At 33.6% G+C, this 25,057-nt stretch carries 25 protein-coding genes and 1 tRNA gene; 10 read left to right on the top strand and 16 right to left on the bottom strand.

Annotated features, from left to right (window positions below; genetic code table 11):
• Positions 1-2 precede the first annotated feature (2 nt).
• The 5 genes from lon to FLY87_RS06380 all read right to left on the bottom strand — a co-directional run bounded on the left by lon (position 3) and on the right by FLY87_RS06380 (position 5,398).
• Positions 3-2,417 carry an endopeptidase La gene (gene lon, locus FLY87_RS06400; protein ID WP_141266615.1) on the bottom strand — a complete coding sequence of 805 codons (2,415 nt, stop codon included), beginning with the start codon at positions 2,415-2,417 and terminating at the stop codon, positions 3-5.
• Positions 2,418-2,501: 84 nt separating this feature from the next.
• A complete protein-coding gene (gene galU, locus FLY87_RS06395) occupies positions 2,502-3,371 on the bottom strand; it encodes a UTP--glucose-1-phosphate uridylyltransferase GalU (RefSeq protein ID WP_012546586.1) in 870 nt (289 codons plus the stop codon).
• Between the two features lie 23 nt (positions 3,372-3,394).
• Positions 3,395-3,480: transfer RNA gene (locus FLY87_RS06390), tRNA-Leu, on the bottom strand.
• Between the two features lie 29 nt (positions 3,481-3,509).
• On the bottom strand, positions 3,510-5,162 hold the full coding sequence (gene ilvD, locus FLY87_RS06385) for a dihydroxy-acid dehydratase (protein WP_012546643.1): 1,653 nt from the start codon (positions 5,160-5,162) through the stop codon (positions 3,510-3,512).
• Positions 5,159-5,398: a DUF465 domain-containing protein gene (locus FLY87_RS06380; protein WP_028842537.1), complete on the bottom strand. Its 240-nt coding sequence runs from the start codon at positions 5,396-5,398 to the stop codon at positions 5,159-5,161. Before FLY87_RS06380 ends, ilvD begins: the two co-directional genes overlap by 4 nt.
• Before the next feature lie 117 nt (positions 5,399-5,515).
• On the opposite strand from FLY87_RS06380, the gene FLY87_RS06375 reads away from it, so the two are divergent.
• Positions 5,516-6,919 carry an alginate export family protein gene (locus FLY87_RS06375; protein ID WP_141266613.1) on the top strand — a complete coding sequence of 468 codons (1,404 nt, stop codon included), beginning with the start codon at positions 5,516-5,518 and terminating at the stop codon, positions 6,917-6,919.
• A 20-nt stretch (positions 6,920-6,939) separates the two neighbouring features.
• Positions 6,940-7,722: a S1/P1 nuclease gene (locus FLY87_RS06370; protein ID WP_028842539.1), complete on the top strand. Its 783-nt coding sequence runs from the start codon at positions 6,940-6,942 to the stop codon at positions 7,720-7,722.
• Here FLY87_RS06370 and FLY87_RS06365 read toward each other — a convergent pair.
• Positions 7,706-8,479 (bottom strand): TIGR02757 family protein, encoded by a 774-nt coding sequence (locus FLY87_RS06365; RefSeq protein WP_028842540.1) that lies wholly within the window; start codon positions 8,477-8,479, stop codon positions 7,706-7,708. The genes FLY87_RS06370 and FLY87_RS06365 overlap by 17 nt on opposite strands.
• A gap of 82 nt (positions 8,480-8,561) precedes the next feature.
• Here FLY87_RS06365 and leuC point away from each other — a divergent pair, with 82 nt between their 5' ends.
• A complete protein-coding gene (gene leuC, locus FLY87_RS06360) occupies positions 8,562-9,827 on the top strand; it encodes a 3-isopropylmalate dehydratase large subunit (RefSeq protein ID WP_141266611.1) in 1,266 nt (421 codons plus the stop codon).
• Here leuC and ybeY read toward each other — a convergent pair.
• The 10 genes from ybeY to ruvA are packed head-to-tail and all read right to left on the bottom strand — an operon-like array spanning position 9,816 to position 17,659.
• The gene (gene ybeY / locus FLY87_RS06355; RefSeq protein ID WP_051345850.1) at positions 9,816-10,295 is read right to left on the bottom strand and encodes an rRNA maturation RNase YbeY; all 480 of its coding nucleotides are present in this window, start codon (positions 10,293-10,295) and stop codon (positions 9,816-9,818) included. The genes leuC and ybeY overlap by 12 nt on opposite strands.
• Positions 10,292-11,803 (bottom strand): HD family phosphohydrolase, encoded by a 1,512-nt coding sequence (locus tag FLY87_RS06350; protein ID WP_051345851.1) that lies wholly within the window; start codon positions 11,801-11,803, stop codon positions 10,292-10,294. Before FLY87_RS06350 ends, ybeY begins: the two co-directional genes overlap by 4 nt.
• Entirely contained in the window at positions 11,772-12,677 is a 906-nt protein-coding gene (locus FLY87_RS06345; protein ID WP_012545286.1) for a PhoH family protein, read from the bottom strand. Before FLY87_RS06345 ends, FLY87_RS06350 begins: the two co-directional genes overlap by 32 nt.
• Positions 12,678-12,736: 59 nt before the next feature.
• Positions 12,737-13,354: an SPOR domain-containing protein gene (locus tag FLY87_RS06340; RefSeq protein ID WP_012546352.1), complete on the bottom strand. Its 618-nt coding sequence runs from the start codon at positions 13,352-13,354 to the stop codon at positions 12,737-12,739.
• Positions 13,351-14,388 (bottom strand): tRNA preQ1(34) S-adenosylmethionine ribosyltransferase-isomerase QueA, encoded by a 1,038-nt coding sequence (gene queA, locus FLY87_RS06335; RefSeq protein ID WP_012545420.1) that lies wholly within the window; start codon positions 14,386-14,388, stop codon positions 13,351-13,353. The genes FLY87_RS06340 and queA overlap by 4 nt, the downstream gene beginning before the upstream one ends.
• Entirely contained in the window at positions 14,375-15,361 is a 987-nt protein-coding gene (locus FLY87_RS06330; RefSeq protein ID WP_012546594.1) for a SpoIID/LytB domain-containing protein, read from the bottom strand. Before FLY87_RS06330 ends, queA begins: the two co-directional genes overlap by 14 nt.
• A gap of 5 nt (positions 15,362-15,366) precedes the next feature.
• Positions 15,367-15,582, bottom strand: coding sequence for a DUF2905 domain-containing protein (locus FLY87_RS10425; protein ID WP_012545707.1), 216 nt, complete (start codon positions 15,580-15,582; stop codon positions 15,367-15,369).
• A complete protein-coding gene (locus FLY87_RS06320) occupies positions 15,575-16,120 on the bottom strand; it encodes an epoxyqueuosine reductase QueH (protein ID WP_012546830.1) in 546 nt (181 codons plus the stop codon). Before FLY87_RS06320 ends, FLY87_RS10425 begins: the two co-directional genes overlap by 8 nt.
• Positions 16,120-17,097 (bottom strand): Holliday junction branch migration DNA helicase RuvB, encoded by a 978-nt coding sequence (gene ruvB / locus FLY87_RS06315; protein ID WP_012546115.1) that lies wholly within the window; start codon positions 17,095-17,097, stop codon positions 16,120-16,122. Before ruvB ends, FLY87_RS06320 begins: the two co-directional genes overlap by 1 nt.
• On the bottom strand, positions 17,087-17,659 hold the full coding sequence (gene ruvA / locus FLY87_RS06310) for a Holliday junction branch migration protein RuvA (RefSeq protein WP_012545070.1): 573 nt from the start codon (positions 17,657-17,659) through the stop codon (positions 17,087-17,089). Before ruvA ends, ruvB begins: the two co-directional genes overlap by 11 nt.
• Before the next feature lie 176 nt (positions 17,660-17,835).
• Between ruvA and FLY87_RS06305 the strand changes: the two genes are divergently transcribed.
• From FLY87_RS06305 to FLY87_RS06275, 7 genes are read left to right on the top strand one after another with little or no spacing between them, the layout of a single operon-like run.
• Positions 17,836-18,606, top strand: a complete 771-nt coding sequence (locus FLY87_RS06305) for an ABC transporter permease (protein WP_012545987.1) — start codon at positions 17,836-17,838, stop codon at positions 18,604-18,606.
• A complete protein-coding gene (locus tag FLY87_RS06300) occupies positions 18,603-19,358 on the top strand; it encodes an ABC transporter ATP-binding protein (protein ID WP_028842544.1) in 756 nt (251 codons plus the stop codon). Before FLY87_RS06305 ends, FLY87_RS06300 begins: the two co-directional genes overlap by 4 nt.
• Complete coding sequence (gene mlaD, locus FLY87_RS06295; protein ID WP_012545373.1) at positions 19,339-19,782, top strand: outer membrane lipid asymmetry maintenance protein MlaD; 444 nt, start codon at positions 19,339-19,341, stop codon at positions 19,780-19,782. Before FLY87_RS06300 ends, mlaD begins: the two co-directional genes overlap by 20 nt.
• Complete coding sequence (locus FLY87_RS06290) at positions 19,763-21,124, top strand: TolC family protein (RefSeq protein WP_028842545.1); 1,362 nt, start codon at positions 19,763-19,765, stop codon at positions 21,122-21,124. The genes mlaD and FLY87_RS06290 overlap by 20 nt, the downstream gene beginning before the upstream one ends.
• A 1-nt stretch (position 21,125) precedes the next feature.
• Positions 21,126-21,734: a phospholipid-binding protein MlaC gene (locus FLY87_RS06285; RefSeq protein ID WP_141266609.1), complete on the top strand. Its 609-nt coding sequence runs from the start codon at positions 21,126-21,128 to the stop codon at positions 21,732-21,734.
• A complete protein-coding gene (locus tag FLY87_RS06280) occupies positions 21,735-22,232 on the top strand; it encodes a two-component system response regulator (RefSeq protein WP_012545196.1) in 498 nt (165 codons plus the stop codon).
• On the top strand, positions 22,225-25,056 hold the full coding sequence (locus FLY87_RS06275; protein ID WP_141266607.1) for a valine--tRNA ligase: 2,832 nt from the start codon (positions 22,225-22,227) through the stop codon (positions 25,054-25,056). The genes FLY87_RS06280 and FLY87_RS06275 overlap by 8 nt, the downstream gene beginning before the upstream one ends.
• Position 25,057 lies beyond the last annotated feature (1 nt).

Here is a 25,057-nt window from a genome sequence, read left to right as displayed (position 1 = left end):
AATTAGACAGTTACAACTTGCTTTTTGTCAATCTTTGTTTTTATTTTTGAGAATATGTGTTTTAAAACCTGATCCATTGATTCTGCAAGGATAAATTTCATTCCTTCCTTTACATATTTCGGTAATTCCTCAAGGTCTTTTTTATTTCTTTTAGGTATGATAACTGTTTTTATACCCATTCTTTTTGCAGCAAGCACTTTTTCTTTAAGTCCTCCAATTGGTAGAACCCTTCCTCTTAAAGTAATCTCTCCTGTCATTGCAACATCTTTTCTCAAAGGTTTTCCTGTGAAAACAGAGGCAATTGCTGATGCCATTGTTATTCCTGCTGAAGGACCATCCTTAGGAATAGCACCTGCAGGAACATGTATATGTAAATCCATTGTACTGAAGAGTTTTTCATCAATTTTTAGTTCTTTAGCCTTTGATTTTACATAGCTTAAAGCAGCTTGTGCAGACTCTTTCATAACCTCACCGAGTTGTCCCGTAAGAATGAGATTTCCTTTCCCTTTCATGATAGTTGCTTCAACATATATTACATCGCCGCCAGCTTCAGTCCAAGCAAGACCTGTGGCAACTCCGACCTCTTCTTTTTTAAGTTCTTCCTCTGGAAGATATTTAGGAGCACCAATAAATTTAGAAACTTTTTGGGGGGTAATATAAAATTTTTTCTTTTTTCCCTCCGCAATAAATTTAGCTACTTTTCTACATAGATTAGCTATTTCTCTTTCAAGATTTCTTACTCCTGCTTCCCTTGTGTAATGAGTAATTATATATTTTATGGCTTTATCGCTAATCTTCATAATTGAATAATTAAGCCCGTGTTCTTCAAGTTGTTTTGGAATTAGATATTTTTTTGCAATCTGAAGCTTTTCTTCTTCAGTGTATCCTGAAAGATATATTATTTCCATTCTATCTCTTAGAGCTGAAGGAATGGTATCAGCAATATTACCAGTGCATACAAACATAACATTGCTTAAATCAAATGGAACAGCAAGGTAATGGTCAACAAAACTGTTATTTTGCTCAGGGTCAAGGACTTCCAAAAGTGCAGAAGAAGGATCACCTCTGAAATCCATTCCAAGTTTGTCTATTTCATCAAGCATAAATACAGGATTATTTGTTCCTGCCTGTCTTATACCCTGAATTATTCTGCCAGGAAGTGCTCCAACATATGTTCTTCTGTGTCCTCTAATTTCTGCTTCATCTCTTACTCCTCCAAGAGATATTCTCACAAATTCTCTACCAAGAGCTTTTGCAATAGAGCGGCCTAAGGAGGTTTTGCCAACCCCTGGAGGACCAATAAAGCAGAGAATTGGTCCCTTCATTTTTTCCTTTAATTTTCTTACACTCAGATATTCAAGTATTCTTTCTTTGACTTTTTCAAGATCATAGTGGTCTTTGTCGAGGACTTCTTTAGCTGCTTTTATATCAAGTCTATCTTCTGTTGAACGGGACCATGGCAGTTCAGTCAACCATTCAAGATATGTTCTGACAACTGCTGATTCAGCTGCCTCAGGGTGCATTCTTTCAAGTCTTTTAAGTTGTTTTTCGGCTTCTTCTTTTACTTTTTGAGGCATTTTTGCTTCTTCAATTTTTTTTCTAAATTCGTTTATCTCTTCTGCTTTTTCATCAATGTCTCCAAGCTCTTTCTGAATAGCTTTAAGCTGCTCTCTCAGAAAATACTCTCTCTGTGTTTTATCTATTTCATCTCTTGCCTCTTTTTTAATTTTTTGCTGGATTGTGAGCAACTGAATTTCCCTATTAAGAATTTCTCTTATTTTATTTAACCTTTCAAAAGGATCTGTAATTTCAAGAATTTGCTGTGCTTCAGAGCTTTTTAATCCGAGATTAGAAGCAATAAGGTCAGCAAGCCTTCCCGGCTCATCAATATTTTCAATTATCACCATTGCATCAGGTGGTATATTTTTCCCAAGTGAAATTGCCTTTTCAAGTTGCTCTTTTACTGTTCTTACCAATGCTTCATGTTCAAGAGTAAATTCTTTTAGTTGAATATCTTCAATTTTTTCTATTTTTGCAAGATAAAAACCTTCAAACTGTGAAAACTCTAATGCCTTTGCTTTTGAAAGTCCTTGAACAAGTATTTTAAGCCTTCCATCAGGCAATCTCAGCATTCTCATAATCATGCAAACTGTCCCTATATTGTAAAGGTCTTGAGGTTCGGGAGTTTCTATATTGAAATCTTTCTGAGTAAGTAAAAGAATGAGTCTGTTAGTATTTAAGGAATGTTCAACAGCTTTAACAGAAATATCTCTTCCAACAAATAGCGGAATTATCATGTAAGGGAAAATAACTATGTCTCTTACAGCCAGAATTGGAAGCTGTTCTGGTATTTCTATTTCTTTATTTTCTTGTTTTTCATTGGTTTGTTCTTTATCTTCCTTTTTTATTTCATCCATTTTTGCCCCCTGAAAAAATTTTTCAATCTTTAGTTTAATTTTAACAGTTTTTTCTAAATTTTTGATATTTTTAAAAAAGATTTTTTAGTTGATGTAAAAGTTTGAGAGTTTTTCCTGTAGAAATTTTACAAACTCAGAAGAAATTTCCCTGTCTTTCAAGGCAAATTCAACTATTGTTTTTAAATAGCCAAGCTTTTCTCCTGCATCGTATCTTTTACCCTTAAGAATATATCCATATATTGCAGTTTCCTCTAAAAGCGATTTTAAAGCATCGGTTAATTGAATTTCTCCGCTTTTACCTGGTTGAAGATTTTCAAGATATTTGAATATCTGAGGAGTTAATATATATCTGCCAATTATTGCAAGTCGTGAAGGACTAAAAGATGCTTCGGGCTTTTCTACTAAGTCGTCAATAATGTAATAACCATTAACTGTTTTTCCAGAAACTATGCCATATCTTGAAACTTCACTTAGAGGAACTTCCTCAAGAGCTATTACAGGAGCTTTTTTTGCTTCATAAATTTTCATCATTTCATTCAAAATAGAGTATTCAGGGTCTATTAAATCATCACTGAGAATTACTATAAAAGCTTCATCTTTGACAAATGGTTTAGCACAGAGGATAGCATCTCCAAGTCCTTTAGGTTCTTTCTGTCTAATATATGCAAAATTGAGATTTTCAAAACAGTTTATTTTGTCTAAAAGTTCATACTTTCCAGCAGTTTTGAGTCTTTCTTCCAATTCATAAGCTTTGTCAAAATGGTCTTCAATAGCTCTTTTATGTTTACCTGTGATAAATAAAAATTCTTCAATTCCTGCTTTTACTGCTTCCTCAACCGCATATTGAATAAGCGGTTTATCTATTATAGGAAGCATTTCTTTCGGTGAAGCCTTTGTTGCGGGAAGAAATCTTGTTCCAAGCCCTGCTACAGGAAGGACAGCCTTTTTAATCATTATGCCCTCCAAAATAAAAATAATGCCGGAGACGAGACTCGAACTCGTACGGAGGGAACCCTCCGAGGGATTTTAAGTCCCTTGCGTCTACCAGTTCCGCCACTCCGGCTTTATTTAAGATACAAAAAAAATCAAACTTTATTCAAGTATTGCACCTTTGTCAGCTGAACTAACATTACGAGCATATCTCAGAAGATATCCTTTTTCTATTTTTTGTTTTGGAGGTTTCCAGTTTTTAAGCCTCTTTTTAATTTCGCTTTCTGAAATAAGAATTTCAATTTTCCTTTTTGGTATATCAATAAGAATTTTATCACCATCTTTAACAATAGCAATCGGACCACCACGAGCTGCTTCTGGTGATACATGTCCAATGCATGGTCCTCTGGTACCACCTGAAAATCTTCCATCTGTAATCAAGGCAACGGATTCATTAAGTCCCATTCCTGTGATTGCGCTTGTTGGAGAAAGCATTTCTCTCATGCCAGGACCGCCAGAAGGTCCTTCATATCTTATTATGATTACATCACCTTCTTTAATTTTTCCATCAAGAATTGCTTTCATAGCATTTTCTTCAGAATCAAAGCATCTGGCAATTCCTTCAAATTTAAGCATTTTTGAAGAAACAGCAGTTTGCTTTACAACAGCTCCATCTGGTGCAAGATTTCCTTTAAGGATAGCAACTCCTCCTTCTTTGTGATAAGCTTTTTTGATTGAACGAATTACATTTTCATCGTAAATTTCTGCTTTTTGAGCAATTTCTTTTATATCAATACCTGAAACTGTCGGATTTGAATAAATTTTATCTTTAAGTCTTTTAAGAACCGCTGGGATTCCTCCAGCTTTATAAAGGTCTTCCATGTAGTGTTCACCTGAAGGAATTATATTCACAAGATGTGGCGTTTTTCTGCTTATTTCATCAAATACTTCAAGTGGAAGATTTATGCCTGCTTCATTGGCAATTGCCTTTATGTGAAGCACGGTATTTGTAGAGCCACCAAGTGCCATATCAACTGCGATAGCATTATAAAAAGCTTCTTTTGTAAGTATCTGACGTGCATTGATTTTTTTTCTAACAAGTTCAACAATCTTTACTCCTGTTTCAAAGGCGAGTCTTCTTTTTTCAGACATAACAGCAGGAGTTGCAGCAGTTCCTGGCAAACTCATACCAAGAGCTTCAGTAACACATGCCATTGTATTTGCAGTATACATTCCCTGACAGGAGCCTGCTCCAGGACAGGCACAAAGTTCAAGTGCTTCAAGGTCTTTTTCTGTTAAAACTCCTTTTTTGAATTTTCCAATAGCTTCAAAGGTATCAGAAGTAAGATTTCTTCTCTGCCCCTTGTAGTACCCTGCGAGCATCGGACCTGCTGTAAGTACAATTGCAGGGATATCAAGCCTTGCTGCAGCCATAAGCATTCCCGGAGTAATTTTATCACAGTTCGTAAGAAGAACAATTCCATCAAACTGATGTGCCTCAACAATGCATTCAATTATATCTGCGATTAATTCTCTTGATGGTAAAGAATACTTCATTCCTTTATGTCCCATTGCTATTCCATCACAAATACCGGGAATACCAAAGAAAAATGGATAGCCTCCTCCGGTATGGATTCCTTTTTCTATAAATCTCTCAAGTTCTTTCATTGAAATATGTCCGGGTATTATATCTGTAAAACTCGTAGCCACCCCTATGAATGGTTTATTCATTTCGGATTTTGGAATTCCTGTTGCGAAAAGAAGAGCCCTGTGAGGAGTTCTTTCAAGACCTTTTTTAATGCTGTCGCTTCTCACTTAGTTGCCTCCTTTGAGAGCTTAGTTTTGTATTGTCTTATGATTTCAGCCATTTTATCTTTCTTATAAAGTTTCTCTTTCTGCATTCTTTTTTTCTCAACTTCTTCTTCAGGAGTTAAATAAGGTTTTTTGTTCATTTCATCAAGAAGGCTATCAAGGTGCCTGTGTTCTTCATAAAGCTTGCGAAATTCTTCATTTTCTCTTTTTAGAACTTCAATGATTTCTTCTTCTCTCATGGAACACCTCCTAAGGAATGTTTTTTAAATTTTACAACAAATAAGAAAAAATTGGTAAAAAAATTTTTTGATATATGGTATAATTCTTTTCATTTTTTAAAATTTTTGGAGGTGGGTATGAAGCAACTCTTCAGGTTTCTATTATTTTTCGGCTTTTTTATTAGTTTTTTTTCTGTTTCCTTTGCTATTGAGAATGAACCAGGTGCTTCTGTAAGACTAAGGCAGGAAATCTGGGATAATGTAGTCTCTCTCGGAACAGCTCGTGATGCTCAACCTGACAGAAACTTTTTCAGACTAAGAATTCAGCTATGGGACAATGTAAAGTTCAATGATAATTTAAGTGCCTATGCAAGAATAGCGACTGAGCCAAAATATTATGATGGTCCTTATGAATTACCCCTTGACAATAGAACAAATTTTAAAAATCTTGACCAGGATGAGGTGCTGATTGATAATTTATATATTGATATTAAAAAACCATTTGATATACCAATAAATTTCCGTATAGGTAGGCAGGATTTTCTTGGTAAAGACATGTATGGAGAAGGATTTCTAATTCTTGATGGCACGCCAGGTGATGGTTCAAGAACCTTTTATTTTAATGCATTAAAGGCTACGGTTTTGATTGCTAAGGGACAATCTGTTGATATTGTGTATGTCTCAGACCCTAAAACAGACCAATATCTGCCGAGCCTTCATCCAGCATATTACGATAGTGGCTCCGCAGATCGTACATATATAGAGCATAAAAAAAGGCTTACTGCTTCAAATGAGAGGGGATTCTGGGTCTATGGAAGGAATAAAATATTTGAATGGTTGAATATAGAACCTTACTACATCTATAAAAAAGAAGAGGAGTATATTGGAATTGATGAAAAATATATCAATACCTTCGGTATAAGAACAGTTTTCAAAGTAAATGACTTTACGCTAAGAGGCGAAATAGCCCGACAGATAGGAAAATATGATGATGGTGGAAAGAAAATAAGAGGAGTTGGAGGATATGCTTTTGCAGGTTATAGTTTTAAAAACTCGCCACTTACACCAAACGTAGAAGTAGGTTATGTATATCTATCGGGCGATAAAACAGTTTCTAACGATAAGGATGAAGGATTTAATCCTTTATTTTCAAGAGCACCGCAGTGGAATGAGCTTTTGATCTATACCTTAATTCCTGAAACTTCAGGTAAAGGTGGTCCAATTCCTGGGTACTGGACAAACATGAAAGCATTGGTAGCAAATTTAAAAATTTATCCATTTAAGAATGCTGATATAAAATTGTCTTATCAGCATTTATGGGCTGATGAGCAAATTCAAAGCAGTAGCATAAATTCAACGTATCAAAATATGTTTTCATATAATGGCAAAAACAGAGGTGACCTCTGGGCAGTTATAGGAAACTATAAATTCAATAAAAATCTTGATGGAATGCTTCAGATTGAGTATTTTGAACCTGGTGATTTTTATAAAGATGCTAAAAATGCCACTTTCATAAGATGGCAGCTTCAGTATAAACTATAGGAGAGGTTTAACTAATGAGGATGAGAGAAAAATTAAAATATTTCATAGTTTTCCTCATCCTCTTTTTTCCTATTTCCATCTCCCATGCATGGGATTGTAAAACCCATGCCTATATTGCAAAAAAAGCTAGGATTAGAATTCCTGAGGCAGCATGTATGCCTGACATTATTAGAGATGAAAACTATGATTTGCTTGCACCTTTTCATTATCATGATGCTTCACCTGATACTTTAGTTACTCCTGAATATATAGATAAATTTGGTATCAAAGAGGCTTTTCTTTTAGTAGATGGTAAAAATTTTAGAATTTCAGTTCCTCATCCTGCAGGAGTGCTTTACTGGAAAATAGTTCAGATTTATGAAAAAATGAAATCTCTTGACAGAACAAAACCTGACAATGTTCTTGCTTATGAATACTATCTTGTTAGCATAGCCCATTATATAGGAGACCTTTCTCAGCCTCTTCATAATTTTCCTTATGGAGACTCACCTGCAAGTGATGGAAAAATGTATGAAAAGGAGGGCTATTTTAATAGGGAATATCATATAAAATTTGATGAAGCTTTTAGCCATTATTTAAATACATCCGCAGATATCCACATTAAAATAGATAATGCAATAAAACAGATAAAGTTAAGTTCCAAAGAAGATTTGAAAAAGGAAATCTCTGAGATAGCAAATTCAGCAATAAAAATAGCTAACAAATGCTATAATGAAAACAGATTGCCCAACGAAGAAGAACTTATAAAACAAATATCATGGTCTATTTCTCTGCTCAGGGCAGTTATCATATCAACGAATTGATATCACCGTGACAGAGAACAAAGTCATATTTTAATGGGTCTTCTGGCTCTATTTTCTTTAAATATTCGGTAATTTCCATAGCAGTTTTTATACTCTGAGTGTTTCTTTTGGTAAAGCCCAATTTTTTTGAAACTCTCCATATATGCACATCAAGAGGAATAATAAGTTCAGATGGTTTAATTGTATTCCATAGAGCAAAATCAATATCCCTTTTCCTTACCATCCATCTGAGAAAAAGATTAATTCTCTTGCAGGGACTTCCTTTCAATGGGTCTGGGAAAAAGTGAAGTAATCCTTTGGTTTTAATATTTTTTCCATATATAGGTTCCAAATTTACCTTAAATGCTGATTGAACAAAGTTAGAAATTTTTTGAATATGACTGTCCGATTGAAAATAATATTCCAGAGATTTTATTGGAGACTGCTGAATCAACTTTTTAAGAATGAAAAGAAAGGCAACAACATCATAAACACTACTGAATCTGTATTTAATCTCTAATTTTTTCATTAAAGAAGAAGGGTTGAAATTTAATATAAACTCTGAAGGATGCTGTCCCATGATATTAAAAAGTCCTTCAAGAAAATTACAAAAAGATTTTATATTTCCATAGGCAAAAAAAGAGGCAATTATTCCTGCTATTTCTATGTCTAAAGGATTTTTATATCTCCTAGGAAATCTTATAGGGTCTCTCTCTACAGTAGATTGGAAGTCAAAAGAATTATATAATCTTTCCAATTTATCTATTATTTTATCCATGTCATATTTTTGATTATTTTCAAATCTTTATGCAATAATAAAATCTAATCTTTTAACTTAAATAAAGAGTTCGGAGGTTTTTATGGGAATGACAATTGCCGAAAAAATTCTTGCTGCCCATGCTGGTAAAAAGGAAGTCACACCAGGTGAAATAATAAATGCGAAGGTAGATATAGTTTTAGCCAACGATATTACAGCTCCAATTGCTATAAAAGAGTTTGAAAAGCTTGGCGTTAAAGATGTGTTTGATAGAGAACGCATAGCCCTTGTGCCTGACCATTTTACTCCTCAAAAGGATATAAAAGCTGCTGAACAGTGTAAAATGCTTAGAGAATTTGCGCAAAAATATAAAATCAAACACTATTTTGAAATTGGCAGAGTAGGAATAGAACATGCCCTTCTTCCAGAAGAAGGCATAGTTCTTCCTGGTGACCTTGTAATCGGAGCAGATAGTCACACATGCACCTATGGTGCTTTAGGTGCCTTTGCAACTGGCGTGGGCTCTACGGATGCGGCAATAGCAATGGCAACAGGTGAATGCTGGTTTAAAGTTCCTGAGACAATAAAATTTATATATTACGGGAAACTTCAAAAATGGGTTAGTGGGAAAGACTTAATCTTATATACAATTGGTGATATTGGAGTTGACGGAGCCTCCTATATGGCAATGGAATTTATAGGAGAAGTAATTGACAATATGCCAATGAGCGGAAGATTTAGTATGTGTAATATGGCAATTGAGGCGGGAGCAAAAGCCGGTATAATTGTTCCTGACAAGATTACAGAGGAATATGTCAAACTACGTGCAAAAAGACCTTATAAAATCTATAATTCAGACCAAGATGCAAAATACTTTGAAATAAAAGAATATGACTGTTCAAGAATTCCTCCAGTGGTTGCCTGCCCTCATCTTCCTTCTAATGTCAAACCTGCAAATGAGCTTTCTCATATAAAAATAGACCAGGTGGTAATAGGTTCATGCACCAATGGAAGGCTTGAAGACTTAAGAGAAGCAGCAATGGTTTTGAAGGGCAGAAAGGTGCATCCTGAAGTAAGAATGATAATCATCCCAGCAACACAAAAAATCTATATGCAAGCATTAAAAGAAGGTTTAATTGAAATATTCATAGATGCCCAGGCAGTAGTTTCTCCACCTACCTGTGGTCCATGCCTTGGAGGACATATGGGCATTCTTGCAAAAGGCGAAAGAGCTGTTGCAACAACTAACAGAAACTTTGTTGGCAGAATGGGACATCCTGAGAGTGAAGTATATCTCAGCAATCCAGCAGTTGCTGCTACAAGCGGAGTGCTTGGGAGAATTGGAACACCTGAAGAATTAGGGCTTTAGATTAGATAGAATCTTTTGCTCTAATTTACGCATTTTTCTTGCTTCGCTGTCAGATACTTCATGGTCATAGCCAAGGAGATGAAGGATACCATGTGCTAAAATTCTATCAAGTTCTTGCCAGAATGTTTTATTATATTGCTTTGCTTGTGAGAAAACTTTTTTAGGATTAATAATAATTTCGCCAAGAAATAAATTGCCAGAAGGTTCGTTTTCTAAATAGGGGAAAGATAAAATATCAGTAACAGAATTTTTGCCTCTGTATTTAGAATTGAGTTCTTTCATCTTTTTGTCTCCAACAAATATTACAGATATTAACAGAAAGGCTGGATTTTTAATGATTATTTTAGATAGTTTTTGATCTTTGGTTTCATATAAAAAACTAACTATTTTTTTTATTCTGCTTATTACTTTTTTTGATGCAACTTTAATTTTTCTCTGTCTATTGATAACTTCAATAGAAATTCTCATACTATTTTTTCCTTTGCAGGTTCTGGATAGGAAATTCTTCTGTGAAATATTCCTGCGAGAATGTATTCAAACTTCTTTTTTATCTCACTTAAATCTTTTAGAGTGATTTCACATTCATCAAGTTGTCCATCAAGAAAGATATTTTTAATTATTTTATCTACAAGTCCTGAAATTCTTGCTGGTGTTGGATCATCAAGAGTTCTTGATGCAGCTTCTACAGCATCTGCAAGCATAATAAGTGCTGCAAGCTTTGTTTGTGGTTTTGGACCCGGATATCTGTAATCCTGTTCAGATGGAGGAGTTTCCATTTCCTTTAAAGCTTTTTGATAAAAATATGTAACAAGCGTGGTTCCATGATGTTGTTGAATTACATCTTTAACTATTTCAGGCAGATTGAATTCTTCCGCAAGTTCAACTCCGTCTTTTACATGAGCAATTATAATCATACTGCTTAAATGAGGATTAAGCTTTTCATGCTTACTTATACAACCTGTCTGATTTTCAACAAAATACTCTGGCATTCTTATTTTGCCTATATCATGATAATAAGAAGCAACTTTTGCAAGCAAAGGGTTAACTCCAACTACTTCTGAAGCAGCTTCTGCAAGACTTCCTACTATCATGCTATGATGATAAGTTCCAGGTGCTTCAACTGAAAGTTGCTTCATCAATGGATGGTCAATATCAAGCAATTCTACAAGGCTTACAGGGGTTGTTACATTAAACAATCTTTCTATAGCAGGTAAACACAAAAAACACAATGCTGATACTGTAAATCCATTTATAACTGAAAAAACAACGGCAAAATATAGTGAATGTAAATCAAAAAATCCCATTATAAGAAGAATAGCACTTGAACTAAATATATTTGCCAATGCTATATATATTCCTGCATTTATGATATCAGTCCTTTTTTTACATTTAAGAAGGCTGAATGCACCGATAAGGCATCCGATAAAAACATAAAGAGGTATTAGAGAGGTTTTTAACCATATACCAGCCATAAGGCTAAGAATTAAAGAAAATGTTATAGCGGTATGAAAGTCAAATATTAATACTACAATTACAGGTCCTAGGGCAAGAGGTATTCCAAATGTGTGCATAACTATGCTTTCAACTCCTAATCCTTTAGAAAACACTAAAAATATATGTTCAAATCCTCTTGAAATAATCAGTGTGAAAACTATAAGGCTTGCAAGCAAAGCCATCATTTTTTTCTTTTTAAGATAGGCTGGTTTGTACCTTTTTAAATCTCTATAGAAAAATATAAGAAGAAGAAAAATAACAATAAAACTTCCAAAGAATGAAGATATGCCAGATTTAAAATCATGAAGCAAGAAGGCATTTAAAAGTGATAAAATTATAAGATAAGGTAAAGTCTCTCTTTCAATAAGTATTTTTCTTTCTTTTCCATTTTGATGTGTTTTGAATTTTTCAATAAATTTTCTTAGATAAGACCTATCTGGAGTAGTAGGCTTAAGTTGGGGGTTGTCTTTCATGTTTTTCATAGGCTTTTATAATCTCCTGAACAAGTCTATGTCTTACTACATCTTTTTCAGTGAAATAAATAATTTTTATTCCTTGTACATCTTTAAGAATTTTTAAAGCTTCAACTAGCCCTGATATTTTTTGAGGTGGAAGGTCTATCTGTGTAATATCTCCGGTAATAACTGTTTTTGAACCAAAACCAAGTCTTGTCAAATACATTTTCATCTGCTCTGTTGTTGTATTCTGAGCTTCATCAAGGATTATAAAGGCATCATTGAGAGTTCTACCTCTCATAAATGCAAGGGGTGCAATCTCAATAGCTCCCTTTTCAATAAGTTTGGAAGCTCTGTCCAGGTCAAGCATATCATAGAGTGCGTCATAAAGCGGTCTAAGATATGGGCTCACTTTTTCCTCTATAGCACCTGGAAGAAATCCTAATTTTTCTCCTGCCTCAACAGCAGGCCTTACAAGAACTATTCTGGAGACTTGTCTTGTTAGTAAAAAGTGAATTGCCATAGCCATTGCAAGATAAGTTTTCCCAGTTCCTGCAGGACCTATTCCAAAGACTATGTCATACTTCAACATAGCTTCCATATATGCTTTTTGCATTTCTGTTTTAGGAATGATAACTCTTTTTTTTGAAGGAATGGGGATTCCTCCTTTAAAAAGACTCAGTATGGATACAGGCTTGCCTTCTTTAAGTCCTTGAATAGAATGAATAATATCTTCAGGCTTTATGATATATCCTTCTCTATTAACTGTTCTTATTTCTTCTATTATTTTTTCTACCTTTTCAATATCTCTTTCATCTTCTCCTTGAATAATTAGTTTGTTTCCTCTAACATTTAAAGTTACATTCAGAGCATCTTCTATTAACTGAAAGATTTTATCCAATCCCCCATGGATAAATGGATATTCTCTTTCTTCATCAAGTTCAATTATACGTGCGATGGCTATCCTCCTTTTGAATGTTTACTTATTTTAATTATAAAGTTTTCAAAACCCTTTGACTTAAGAATTTCTGAAGCTTTTTGAGCATCAGTAAATCGTCTGTAATAACCTGTTCTAATTTTGTATAAATTTTCTTTGAGAAGTTGAGCATTAATTCCTGCTTCTTTAAGTTTTTTCATTAAAATTTCTGCATTTTCAATTTCATTAAAAGCGCCTATCTGAAGTGTATACATAGCTTTTCTATAAGTTAGTTTTTTTGAGATATGTTTTTCTACCTTTGAGGTTTTTGGTAACTCTTTATTTTCTTTAACTTCACTTTTTTCCATTGCTTCCACTTCTTTGATTATTTTTACATTTTCTTTTTCTGATTCCTTTTCTGAACTTTCAGGTTGATTTTGTTGAATAGTATTATCCTGTTTTTTTGCAAGCTGGGACTCAAAGGTAGATGGTAGAACTGTTTTTTCAGGCTCAATAGTTTTTTGAACATAAACTTCTTTTGCTGGTACTGTAATATAACCAATTGTATAGCCAACTAAGACTCCAATAATTGCTATACTGAAAACTATTAAAAAAAATGTTTTTTTATGTATCACTATAAGTTCCTCACCCTTTTTTTTCATATGATTAACATAGCATCACCATATGAAAAAAATCTATATCCTTTTTCAATAGCTTCTCTGTAAGCTTTTTTCACTTTTTGCATTTCACAGAAAGCATAAACCATGGCAAGAGGAGTTGACTTTGGTAAATGAAAATTTGTAATTAATGCATCAACAATTTTAAAAGAAAATTCTGGATAAATAAAAATATCTGTGCTACCCTTTATTTTATAATTATCAGACCCCCTATCTTCATATTTGCCTGAAGCATATCCTTCTAATGCTCTTGTTGTTGTTGTACCAACTGAAAAAATTCTTTTACCAGCCTTTTTAATTGCGTATATTTCTTCTATAAGAGTCTTGTCTATCTCAAAATATTCGGGATCCATTTTATGTTCCTGCAATTTGTCCACTTTTATTGGTTTGAAAGTTCCTACTCCAACATGAAGAGTTATTTCTCTTAATTTAACACCTTTACTTATGATAGTTTCCAAGAGTTCCTTTGTGAAATGAAGTCCTGCTGTAGGAGCTGCAATAGAACCATTCATTTTTGCATAAACTGTCTGATAGTCTTGTCTATCACTCTGGATAGGTTTCCTTTTAATATAAGGAGGTAAGGGCATAAACCCTTTTTCATTGATGAGATTCCTCACTTTAGGAGAGGTCATATTCTTGAAAACAATATATCTTCCGTCACAATTATTTCTGAGTTCAGCTATAAACTCATCAATAAAAACTTCTCCTTCATAGCTTCCTTTAGTCATTACTTCCCAGACAACGTTTTGAGATGAACATTTTTTTTCTTTAATTAAAAGAATTTCTATTTTTCCTCCTGAAGGCTTTTCCGCGATTAGTCTTGCAGGGATAACTTTTGTGTTATTAATAATAAGAATATCACCTTCATTTAAATATTCAACAATTTCATAAAATATTCTATGCTCTATTTCCCCAGTGTTTTTGTGTAAAACAAGAAGACGAGATTTATCTCTTTCTGATAAGGGTTTCTGGGCAATTAAATCTGTAGGCAGAGTATAATTAAGTTCAGTTATTTTCATTGATTATGTTTATTTCCGTCCCTGGATAAAAATATTGAAGAATTTCCTTATAATTCTTTCCCTCTTGTGCCATCTGAAACGCGCACCATTGACACATTCCAACTCCATGACCATATCCTTTTCCTTCAAACACTATACCATCATCTTCAATTCTAATAGATGTAATCATTGTACTTGGCAGTGCTGTCCACTGAAGAAGTCTTCTGAGTTCCGTTGCTTTTACTAATTTTTTGTTTTTACCATCACTGAATTCAAGTTCTTTTACTCTTCCGGTAGTGGTGTAACTTGCTATTTTAACATAAGATATCTTTGTCATTGATAAAACCTTTTCAAGGATTTCAAAAGAAATTTTTTTCTCCCATAAAGTATAAGGTGATGGTGTTGATGGGACTTCTACTGACTTTAAATATGGATATTCTTTTCCAAAAACTTCCTTTGGCTCTTCTGTTTTTTCTACACTACAGGCATGATAAAAAGCCATTACTGGCTCTCCATTATAACTAAGTATCTGTCCTTTTGTTTCTCTGACAGCTTTTTCTACCTCTTCTGTTCCTTCATCTTCTTTGTAAACCTGATGAAATACTGAGGATGTTACATCGTAAAAATTTTTTGTTCTGTTGCGAAGAATATGGGCAACTGCATAAGTCCTTGCCAAAACTGCTTGTGCTTTCAAGGCTTCTTCTGGCCAATGAATCCCAACCTCTGATGCAACAACTCCTTTTACATAGTCTTCAAGTTGAATTACATTTATGAGAAAATATCCTTCATTTCCTTTCCATATCTCTATCTCACCATGATAAGCTGAACCGTTCACAATGGTTTTTGCTGCAACTTTTTTTATTTTTTCTAATTCATTTGAAGATGGCCTTTTATCTCCTAAAAGAACTCTTATAAAAGAATTGCTATTTTTATCCATTGCATAGGTTTGCAAACTAAAAATTAGAGTAATCAGGATTGGTAAAATTAATCTCATCTCTTTCATTTCCTGCTTAGAAGATAAAATATCAGACTAATTATAATACTTAAGAGTATTGATGTGCCAAGAGGGAAATAAAATATAAAATTTTTTCTCTCAATTACAATATCTCCTGGGAGCCTGCCAATAAAAGGGATTTTGCCAGTTAACATGAGAATTAAACCGATTATAATTGTAATTATTCCAATAAGAATTAAAAATTTTCCAATCTCATTCATAATCTATTTTCTTTAAATATCTTTCAGCCTCTGAATATATGCATCCACAGTATTTCTGTCTGTAAAGTTCAATCTCTTGAGCAGTATTCATTGCTTTTCTGAATCCTTTTCTAAAGTCTTCTGCAATAAAATTGATGTTATAGTTTTTGCTTATTTGCATTCCTATTTTTATTATTTTATCAAACTTTTGATATGGGCTTACTAATAGGGTGGTTGTAAAATCTGTAATTCCAATTACTTTAGCTTTTTCAGCAGTTTTTTCAAGTCTTATTCTATAACATATTTCACATCTTTCCTTTTCTCTTCCTGAAACCAGTTTTAAAAACTTATAAAACTCACTATAATCAGCATCATAAATAACTTCAAGATTCCATAATTTTTGTAGTTTTTTCAAAGAGTCAAGTCGCAGTTGATATTCTGTATATGGATGAATATTGGGATTATACCAAAATAAAACCACATCAAATCCTTTATTTTTAAGAACTTCATAAGGATAAATAGCACAGTTACTGCAACATGTGTGAAGCAGTATTCTCATTAAAACAACCTTTCAGGTATTTTTCTTTTTAAAACCTCATAGGCAAACCTGGTAGCCACTCTTCCCCTTGCTGTTCTTTCAATAAATCCTTCCTGCATGAGATAGGGTTCATATACATCTTCAATTGTATCTTTATCTTCTCTTAATGATGCTGCTATTGATTCAATACCTGCAGGTCCGCCATTAAACTTCTCAATTATTGTAAGAAGAATTTTTCTATCCATATCATCAAGCCCATAGTCATCAACATCCATGGCAATCAGTGCTTCCTGTGCTATTTGTAAATCTATAATATCTTTATCCTTAACCTGAGCAAAATCTCTTATTCTTTTAAGTAATCTATTTGCTACTCTCGGAGTTCCACGAGATCTTCTCGCAATCTCCGTAGCGGCGTTTTCTTCTATCAAAATTCCGAGAATTCTTGCTGACCTTTTTACAATTTCTTTGAGCTCTTCTGAATTGTAAAACTCTAATCTGAAAACAACTCCGAAACGATCTCTTAGTGGCGATGTAATAAGTCCTGTTCTTGTTGTTGCACCAATAAGCGTGAATCTCGGAAGGTTTATTTTTATTGAGCGAGCAGAAGGTCCTTGACCAACGATTATATCAAGTGTAAAATCTTCCATTGCAGGATACAATATCTCCTCAACCATTCTTGGAAGTCTGTGAATTTCGTCAATAAATAAGATATCTCTGTCAGAAAGATTTGTGAGAATTGCTGCAACATCACCTGCCCGTTCAAGAACAGGTCCTGATGTGCTTTTAATATTCACTCCAAGTTCATTTGCTATAACTGTTGCAAGGGTTGTTTTTCCAAGCCCAGGAGGACCGCAGAAAAGGACATGATCAAGGGGTTCCTGCCTTATAAGTGCAGCCTTGATAAAAACTTCAATATTATCTTTAATTTTTTTCTGCCCTATAAATTCTTTTAAACTCTTGGGTCTCAGTGTAATATCTAAAAGCTCGTTATTTTCCATCTTTTCCAGCTAATATACTCAAAGACTCCCTAATTATTGTTGCTTCATCTTTTTCATTATTATAAATTTTATCCAAAACTTCTTTTGCTTCAAGTCTTTTATACCCAAGATTTAAAAGAGCTGACAAAATATCATCATATTTCTGGTCTTTTTCATATTGCAAAGAAGGCAAAATACCTCTCAATTCAAGAAGAATTCTTTGAGCAGTTTTTTTACCAATTCCAGGAATTTTGCTTAGTGATTTTATATCTTCGTGGTCAATTATTTTGTAAAGAGTTTCTCTATCATAGGTTGAAAGAATATTGATTGCCATTTTTGGACCAATGCCTGCAATTTTTATTAGTTCCTCAAAAAGGTCTCTCTCTGAGCTTTCTAAAAATCCATAAATTTCAATGGATTCTTCTTTTACAATTAGAGATGTAAAAATCTGAGTTTCTTCATCTCTGTTAATATATCTGGACACTCTGATTGGTATTTTAACTGAATAACCGATCCCACCTGTTTGAATAACAATCTTATCCGGTTTAACTGTAATAACTTTCCCTTTTATGAAATCAAGCATTTATTTATTTTAACACTTTTAACTGATTTCGCATACATTTACTTCTATAACGTAATTAAAAATGTGAATATGCAAAAGTAGTATATTTTGTTTTTTGATATCGTAGAATTTTAACTACCAGAAATTGCCTGAATATTGACAAACAAAAGCGAAAATGGCTATTATTTAAAACTTCAATGATTTCATTTATAAAATTCATTGGTAGATACTCAATAGAGCTTTTTGTGTTTCTTGGAAAAATGTTTATTTTCCTTGTAGATTCAATTTATTACATTTTTATACCTCCATTTAAGTTCCGTAATTTTCTCAGACAAGTAAGATTTTTCGGCAATAAATCAATGATTGTAGTAATTTTTACAGGTGCTTTTAGTGGTATGGTTTTAGCTCTTCAGGGATACTATGCATTAAATAAATTCGGAGCAGAAGCATTGCTCGGTCCTGTTGTTGCACTTTCTCTTATAAGAGAGTTGGGTCCTGTTCTCTGTGCATTAATGGTTACCGGAAGAGCTGGTTCTGCGGTGACAGCAGAGATTGGAATCATGCGAATTACTGAACAGATTGATGCTCTTACTGTAATGGCAGTTAATCCCATGAAATATGTAGTTGTGCCGAATATTCTTGCTGGTATAGTTGCTTTTCCTCTTTTAACAGCAGTTTTTGATGTTATAGGTATTTATGGTGGATATCTTGTTTCTGTTCATGCATTGGGACTTAGTGAAGGAACATATTTTTCACAGATGGAGCTTTATGTTGACATGGAAGATATAAGAATTGGGCTTTATAAATCATTGAGTTTTGGACTGCTTGTAACCTGGATTTGCACATTCATGGGATATACCTCAGGTTACGGTGCAAGAGGTGTAAGCAGAGCAACAACTAACGCTGTTGTGCTTTCCTCTGTTGTTATTCTCCTCTGGGATTATATGCTTGGAGCATTTCTTTTATGATTGAAATAAAAGAACTTTACAAATCTTTTGGAAAACAGCAAGTATTAAAAGGTGTTAGTTTGGTTATAAATGAAGGAGAGGTAACTGCTGTAATTGGAAGAAGTGGAGGCGGGAAATCTGTTCTTCTTAAACACATTGTTGGATTACTAAAGCCAGACAGAGGAAGTATATTTATAAAGGGACAGGATATAACAAAGCTAAAAGGAATCAAGCTTGATGAAATAAGAGCAGATATTGGAGTAGTTTTTCAGGGAGGTGCACTTTTTGATTCAATGACTGTTTATGATAATGTTGCATTTCCTCTTGCAGAGAAAACTAAACTAAATAAAAAAGAGATTTATGAAAGAGTTATAAAAGCACTAAGTGATGTGGGACTTCAGGGTATGGAGTATAAATATCCCGCAGAACTCAGTGGAGGAATGCGTAAAAGAGTTGCTCTTGCAAGAGCATTAATAGCTCATCCAAAAATAATTTTGTTTGATGAGCCCACAACAGGTCTTGATCCTATTCTGGTTCGGTCTATTCATAAACTTATAAGAGATACTCAGAAACAGTACGGCTTTACTGGGTTGATAATAAGTCATGAAATTCCTGAAATATTTGAGATTTCAGATAGAGTTGCCATGCTTCATAATGGAAAAATTGTTGAAGCAGGAACACCAGAGGAAATTCAAAAAAGTGATAATATTGTTGTAAAAAATTTTATAATGGGAATAGAAAACGGAGGGAATAATGAAGAAAGAACATCTTGAAATATTAGTTGGAGTATTTGTTTTAATTGGAATTCTTTCACTCGGATATCTTTCTTTCAGGCTTGGCAAGATTGATATGTTTAAGACAGGTTACTATACTGTTTATGCAGAGTTTGACAAGGTAGGAGGGATTAAAAAAGGATCTGTCGTAGAAATTGCTGGAGTTCCTGTAGGATCTGTTGAAAAAGTAACTCTTAATAATAAATACCAGGCAGTGGTTGAATTGAAGATACTAAGTTCAATTAAGCTTCCAGATGATTCAATTGCTTCAATTAGGACAAAGGGATTAATTGGCGAAAAATATGTTCAGATTACTCCAGGAGGTTCTGAACAATATATTGCTCAGAATGGCAAAATTAGGGAAACAGAATCATCAGTAGATATAGAGGAGGTATTGTCAAAATATGTGTTCGGTAAAATTTAGAAGTTTGATTTTTATCTTTGTAGTTTTTATTTCATCAGCTTGTTTTGCAGAAGACAGGATAGTTCTTGACCTTAAAGGATGTATTGAAAGAGTTGTTAGATTCCATCCAGAGCTTGGAGAATTTAAACAGGATGTTGAAATTTATAAAGCAAAACTTACCGAGGCTCAAGCTGCGGTATTTCCCCAGATTGAATTAATGGCTTTAGGTGGTCCGTCTCCGAAAGCAGAAAAAGAGGCAATATCTCCAGAGATAAGAACAGATGTTAAATCAACTACAATTAATGGTATTTTTGGAATGCTCACGATGCAGGTATTGCAGCCAATTTATACCTTTGGCAAGCTCTCAGGATATAAAACTGCTGCAGAAGGAGGAATTAAAGTTTCAGAAGCAGAACTTGAAAAAAAGCGTTCAGAGATTATTTTGAAAACCAAGGAGCTTTATTGGAGTCTTTCTCTGATAAGAGAATTAAGAAATTTGGCAAATGAGATTAAAGATGAACTTGAGAAAGCAATAAAACGCACAGAAGAAGATTTAAAAAAAGATATTCCACCTGCTGATGAGCTTACTCTTTATAAACTTAAAACCTATTTTGGCGAAGTTAAAAGAAATTTAAATGAGATTGATAAGAATGAAGCAATAATAATAGAAGCTTTAAGATTTATGGCAGGACTTTCAGGTAAAAGGATTGAGATAATTACAGAACCCTTAAAGTATGAAGAATCATATATGAAACCAGATGAATTAATTGCTAAAGCTTTTATTTTAAGACCTGAGATGATTCAGATAAGAGAAGGACTTAAGGCAAGACAATCCTTAATTGATGTTGAAAAAAGTAATCTTTATCCACAGATTTTTTTCTTAGTTAAGGGTTCTTTAGCGGGAGCAACCAACAGAGACAGAATTCATAATCCGTATATTTATGACCCTCTTAATGATTCTATGCTTGCAGCTGTGCTTGGGATGAAACTCAATATAGATTTCGGAATAACAAAGGGTAAGATAAGAGAAGCAGAGATTGAGTATCAAAAAATAGTTGAAAAGAAAAAACTTGCTGAAAACGGTATCCCTGTTCAAATTATGAAAGCATACATTGAGCTACAGGAAGCATCAAAGAGTGCTAAGGATATGGAAGAAGCTTATCAAAATGCAAAAAAATGGCTTGTAACTGCAGATGCAAATATTGATATGGGTATTGGAGAGACAAAGGATTTAGCTGATGCTGTGCTTGCGTATGCAACTACAAGAATAAATCATTTAAAAGCACTTTACAACCAAAAAATGGCTTTGGCAAACTTAGTTCAGGCATCAGGACTTGATAAAGATGAAAGGGAGGTTAAATAGAATGAAAAAATTGATACTGATTTTATTAATTCTTGTATTTACAGTCTCAGGTGCTTTCGCTGTTGTTTCTCCGAAAGAGCAGATTAAAAAGACTGTTGATAAGGTAATAAGCATTCTCAAAGACCCTAAATATAAAGGCAAAAATAAAACCCAGCAAAGAAGATTAGCTTTAAGAACAGAAATAGGAAAAGTTTTTGATTTTGAGGAAATGTCAAAGCGCTCATTAGGAGTTTACTGGAAAGATAGAACACCTCAGGAGAAAAAAGAGTTTATTGAGCTTTATAAAGATCTGCTTGAAAGGTCTTACATTGATAAAATTGAATCATATACTGATGAAGAGGTAATTTATACAGATGAAAAAGTTGAAAATAGTAAATATGCTGAAGTAAAAACAAAGATAATAACAAAGGACAAAAAGGAGATTCCGATTGATTACAGGCTTTATTTTGCGGGAAAAGAATGGAAAGTTTATGATATTGTTATAGAAGGAGTTAGTCTTGTAAGTAATTACCGTTCTCAATTCAATAAAATTATTAGAAATCATTCCTATCAAGAACTTGTAAAAAGGATGAAAACAAAACAAACAGAGGAACTAATGAGGGAAAAATAAATGTTTACAATCCTTTTAGTTGGAAAATCTTCTTTTATATCAAACTATTTGAATAGTTTAAATAAAAACAAATTTTCGGTTAAATTTTTTCCAAATATTGATGAAACATTGCAGAATATTGACCGTTATGAACCTAAATTAATACTTTTAGTCGCAGATCAAGAAGAGACAGATTTATTGGATTTTTGTAAAAAGATAAGAGAAAAATACTCTCTTTTATTGCCAATTTTACTGGTTGTAGATTTTTATTCTTTTGTTAATCTTAATCAATTTAAAAACTTAGGAGTAGATTTTATAATTAAACCATTTACTCAGGAAGAATTTAATGCAAAAATAGAGTCTTTTCTATCTGAACAGGAAAAAACTGTAGAGCATATTTATGAAAAAGAAAGTGAAATTATTGATAAACTTAGACCTTATATAAGAGAGGAAGTTAGAGCGGAGATGCAAACTATTTTAAAACAAATTCTGGAGGGCATGGAGCAGAAGCATGTTTAAGAAAGAGTTATCAATTAGTGAAATCTATAAACCTCAGGAGATTGAAAAAAAACTTTACAGTTTCTGGGAAGAAAAAGGATTTTTTAAACCAGACTCTGATTCTGAAAAGCCTTCTTATTGTATAGTAATTCCACCTCCAAATGTGACAGGAACTCTTCATATGGGGCATGCTTTAAATGCTACGCTTCAGGATATTCTTATAAGATGGAAAAGAATGCTTGGATATGCAGCATTATGGATTCCGGGAACTGATCATGCGGGGATTGCTACTCAGAATGTTGTGGAAAGGCAATTACTTCAAGAAGGTATTGATAGATATCAATTAGGAAGAACAGCCTTTCTTGAAAGAGTATGGCAGTGGAAAGAATCCTGTGGAGGTAGAATAATAGAACAACTTAAAAGAATAGGCGCATCATGTGACTGGTCTCGTCTTCGTTTTACAATGGATGAAGGGCTTAGTCAGGCTGTTAAAGAAGTTTTTCTAAGACTCTTTGAAGAGGGATTGATATACAGGGATTTAAGGCTCATAAACTGGTGTCCGAGATGTCATACCGCGCTTTCTGATCTTGAAGTAGAACACGAGGAATTAGAAGGCAAACTATACTATATTAAATATCCTCTGAAAGAAGACCCTGAAAAATTCATCACAGTGGCAACAACGCGTCCTGAAACCATGCTTGGTGACACAGCAGTTGCAGTTAATCCAGAGGATAAAAGGTATAAAAATCTTATTGGTAAAGTATTAATACTACCATTGATAAATAGAGAGATTCCTGTAATTGCAGATAGTGCTGTAGATATGGAATTTGGAACAGGTGCTGTTAAAGTAACACCGTCTCATGATTTTAATGATGCTGAGATGGCTCAAAGACATAATCTTCCTTATGTTTGTGTAATTAATGAAGAAGGCAGGATGACAGAGGAGGCTGGAAAATATAAAGGACTTGAAAGGTATGATGCGAGAAACAAAATTATCAATGATTTAACAGAGCTTGGTCTTCTTGAAAAAACAGAAAAACACAAACATGCTGTTGGGCATTGCTACAGATGTAAAACAGTTATAGAGCCTTTTCAGACAGTTCAATGGTATGTCAAGATAAAACCCTTAGCTGAAGAGGCGGTTAGAGTTGTAGAGGAAGGGAAAATCAAGTTTATCCCAGAAGGTTGGGTTAACAATTACTATGCATGGATGCGTGATATTAAAGACTGGTGTATTTCAAGACAGCTATGGTGGGGGCACAGAATTCCTGTATGGTATTGTGCAGAATGTAAAACCATTGATGGCAAAGAGCAAGGTGATTTAATAGAAATTTTGTTTTATAAACCTATTACTCTTAATGGAAAGGAAATATGGGGAGGCAGTTTCAATGAATTGAGAAAACTCGGGGTTTCAAAGGAAGAGATTGAACAAAGGGCTAAAATGATAAAAATACCGAAAGAGATTAAACATTTTGCAAATAGAGAAGAACCAAAAACTTGTCCTTATTGCGGAAGTAAAGAATTGATACAAGATCCTGATGTTCTTGATACATGGTTTTCCTCTGCATTATGGCCATTTTCAACGCTCGGTTGGCCTGAGGAAACAGAAGATTTAAAACGATTTTATCCAACAAATGTTCTTGTAACAGGGTTTGACATAATATTTTTCTGGGTTGCAAGAATGATTATGATGGGTATGAAGTTTATGAAAGATGTACCATTTAGGGATGTTTATATACATGCTCTTGTAAGGGACTCCAAGGGACAGAAGATGAGTAAATCAAAGGGCAATGTTATAGACCCGATTGTGATGATAGAAAAATATGGAGCAGATGCTTTCAGATTCACATTGGCAGCATTTGCAGCTCAGGGAAGAGACATCAAATTTTCAGAAGAAAGAGTTGAAGGATACAGACATTTTATAAATAAAATCTGGAATGCAATGAAGTTTATAATGAGTTTTGCTCATTTAAGAACAAAAGAAGAAGTCAAATTAGAAGACGTCAAATCATTGAAAGACAGATGGATTTTGTCAAAACTCTCAGATGCTATATATGAAATAAACAGAGCACTTGATGCTTATAGATTTAATGATGCTGCAGGAACTGTTTATCAGTTTTTATGGCATGAATTTTGTGACTGGTATATAGAGCTAAGCAAAGTTGTTCTATATTCTGATACAGAGGAAAAAGACGAAACAGTTAATTGTCTTTTCTATGTTTTTGAAAACATCCTTAAACTTCTTCATCCTTTCATGCCATATGTTACAGAGGAGATATGGCTTAATATTTTAGGAAAGGAAAAATCTTTAATGATTTCACTATATCCTACTCATGATTTGATAAACAAAGATGAAGAAGCAATAGATAAGATGGAACATATAATTGAGGCAATTTCAGGAATACGAAGCATTCGTGGAGAATTAAATATCGCGCCTTCTTTAAATGTTGATGTTTATATAAAATCTTTAACTCCTCAAGCAGAAAATATTTTAAATGAGGGATATCAGTTTATTTTGAAACTTGCAAAAGCAAAAAGTTTGAAAATACAAAAAGATCTTAGCAGAGCAAAAGGCTCTGCTGTATCAGTTAAGAAAAATTTTGAAATATATATACCAATTAAAGGATTGATTGACATAGAACAGGAGAAAAGAAGACTTTTAAAAGAACTTCAAAAAACAGAGCAAGATATTAATTTTCTCAATAAAAAGCTGATGAATGAGGATTTTATAAAAAACGCTCCTGAGGACGTTGTAAAAAAGGATAAAGAAAAATATGAGGGACTTCTCGTAAAACATGATAAAATAAAAGAAAATCTTTCAGTTATTGAAGAATTAAAAAATTAGG

The sequence above is a fragment of the Thermodesulfovibrio sp. Kuro-1 genome (genome assembly GCF_006538445.1).
Classification (GTDB): domain Bacteria; phylum Nitrospirota; class Thermodesulfovibrionia; order Thermodesulfovibrionales; family Thermodesulfovibrionaceae; genus Thermodesulfovibrio; species Thermodesulfovibrio yellowstonii.
This window is presented reverse-complemented; position numbering and strand designations above follow the sequence as displayed.

Coding starts and splice junctions, on each gene's coding strand:
- FLY87_RS06290 (WP_028842545.1), top strand. CDS start 19,763: ATGTGTTCGGTAAAATTTAGAAGTTTGATTTTTATCTTTGTAGTTTTT.
- FLY87_RS06305 (WP_012545987.1), top strand. CDS start 17,836: ATGATTTCATTTATAAAATTCATTGGTAGATACTCAATAGAGCTTTTT.
- lon (WP_141266615.1), bottom strand. CDS start 2,417: ATGGATGAAATAAAAAAGGAAGATAAAGAACAAACCAATGAAAAACAA.
- queA (WP_012545420.1), bottom strand. CDS start 14,388: ATGAAAATAACTGAACTTAATTATACTCTGCCTACAGATTTAATTGCC.
- FLY87_RS10425 (WP_012545707.1), bottom strand. CDS start 15,582: ATGAATGAGATTGGAAAATTTTTAATTCTTATTGGAATAATTACAATT.
- ybeY (WP_051345850.1), bottom strand. CDS start 10,295: ATGAGAATTTCTATTGAAGTTATCAATAGACAGAGAAAAATTAAAGTT.
- FLY87_RS06380 (WP_028842537.1), bottom strand. CDS start 5,398: ATGAGAGAAGAAGAAATCATTGAAGTTCTAAAAAGAGAAAATGAAGAA.
- ruvB (WP_012546115.1), bottom strand. CDS start 17,097: ATGGAAAATAACGAGCTTTTAGATATTACACTGAGACCCAAGAGTTTA.
- galU (WP_012546586.1), bottom strand. CDS start 3,371: ATGATTAAAAAGGCTGTCCTTCCTGTAGCAGGGCTTGGAACAAGATTT.
- FLY87_RS06275 (WP_141266607.1), top strand. CDS start 22,225: ATGTTTAAGAAAGAGTTATCAATTAGTGAAATCTATAAACCTCAGGAG.
- mlaD (WP_012545373.1), top strand. CDS start 19,339: ATGAAGAAAGAACATCTTGAAATATTAGTTGGAGTATTTGTTTTAATT.
- FLY87_RS06330 (WP_012546594.1), bottom strand. CDS start 15,361: ATGAGATTAATTTTACCAATCCTGATTACTCTAATTTTTAGTTTGCAA.
- FLY87_RS06370 (WP_028842539.1), top strand. CDS start 6,940: ATGAGAGAAAAATTAAAATATTTCATAGTTTTCCTCATCCTCTTTTTT.
- FLY87_RS06365 (WP_028842540.1), bottom strand. CDS start 8,479: ATGGATAAAATAATAGATAAATTGGAAAGATTATATAATTCTTTTGAC.
- FLY87_RS06300 (WP_028842544.1), top strand. CDS start 18,603: ATGATTGAAATAAAAGAACTTTACAAATCTTTTGGAAAACAGCAAGTA.
- FLY87_RS06340 (WP_012546352.1), bottom strand. CDS start 13,354: ATGAAAAAAAAGGGTGAGGAACTTATAGTGATACATAAAAAAACATTT.
- leuC (WP_141266611.1), top strand. CDS start 8,562: ATGGGAATGACAATTGCCGAAAAAATTCTTGCTGCCCATGCTGGTAAA.
- FLY87_RS06280 (WP_012545196.1), top strand. CDS start 21,735: ATGTTTACAATCCTTTTAGTTGGAAAATCTTCTTTTATATCAAACTAT.
- FLY87_RS06350 (WP_051345851.1), bottom strand. CDS start 11,803: ATGAAAAACATGAAAGACAACCCCCAACTTAAGCCTACTACTCCAGAT.
- FLY87_RS06285 (WP_141266609.1), top strand. CDS start 21,126: ATGAAAAAATTGATACTGATTTTATTAATTCTTGTATTTACAGTCTCA.
- ruvA (WP_012545070.1), bottom strand. CDS start 17,659: ATGCTTGATTTCATAAAAGGGAAAGTTATTACAGTTAAACCGGATAAG.
- FLY87_RS06375 (WP_141266613.1), top strand. CDS start 5,516: ATGAAGCAACTCTTCAGGTTTCTATTATTTTTCGGCTTTTTTATTAGT.
- FLY87_RS06320 (WP_012546830.1), bottom strand. CDS start 16,120: ATGAGAATACTGCTTCACACATGTTGCAGTAACTGTGCTATTTATCCT.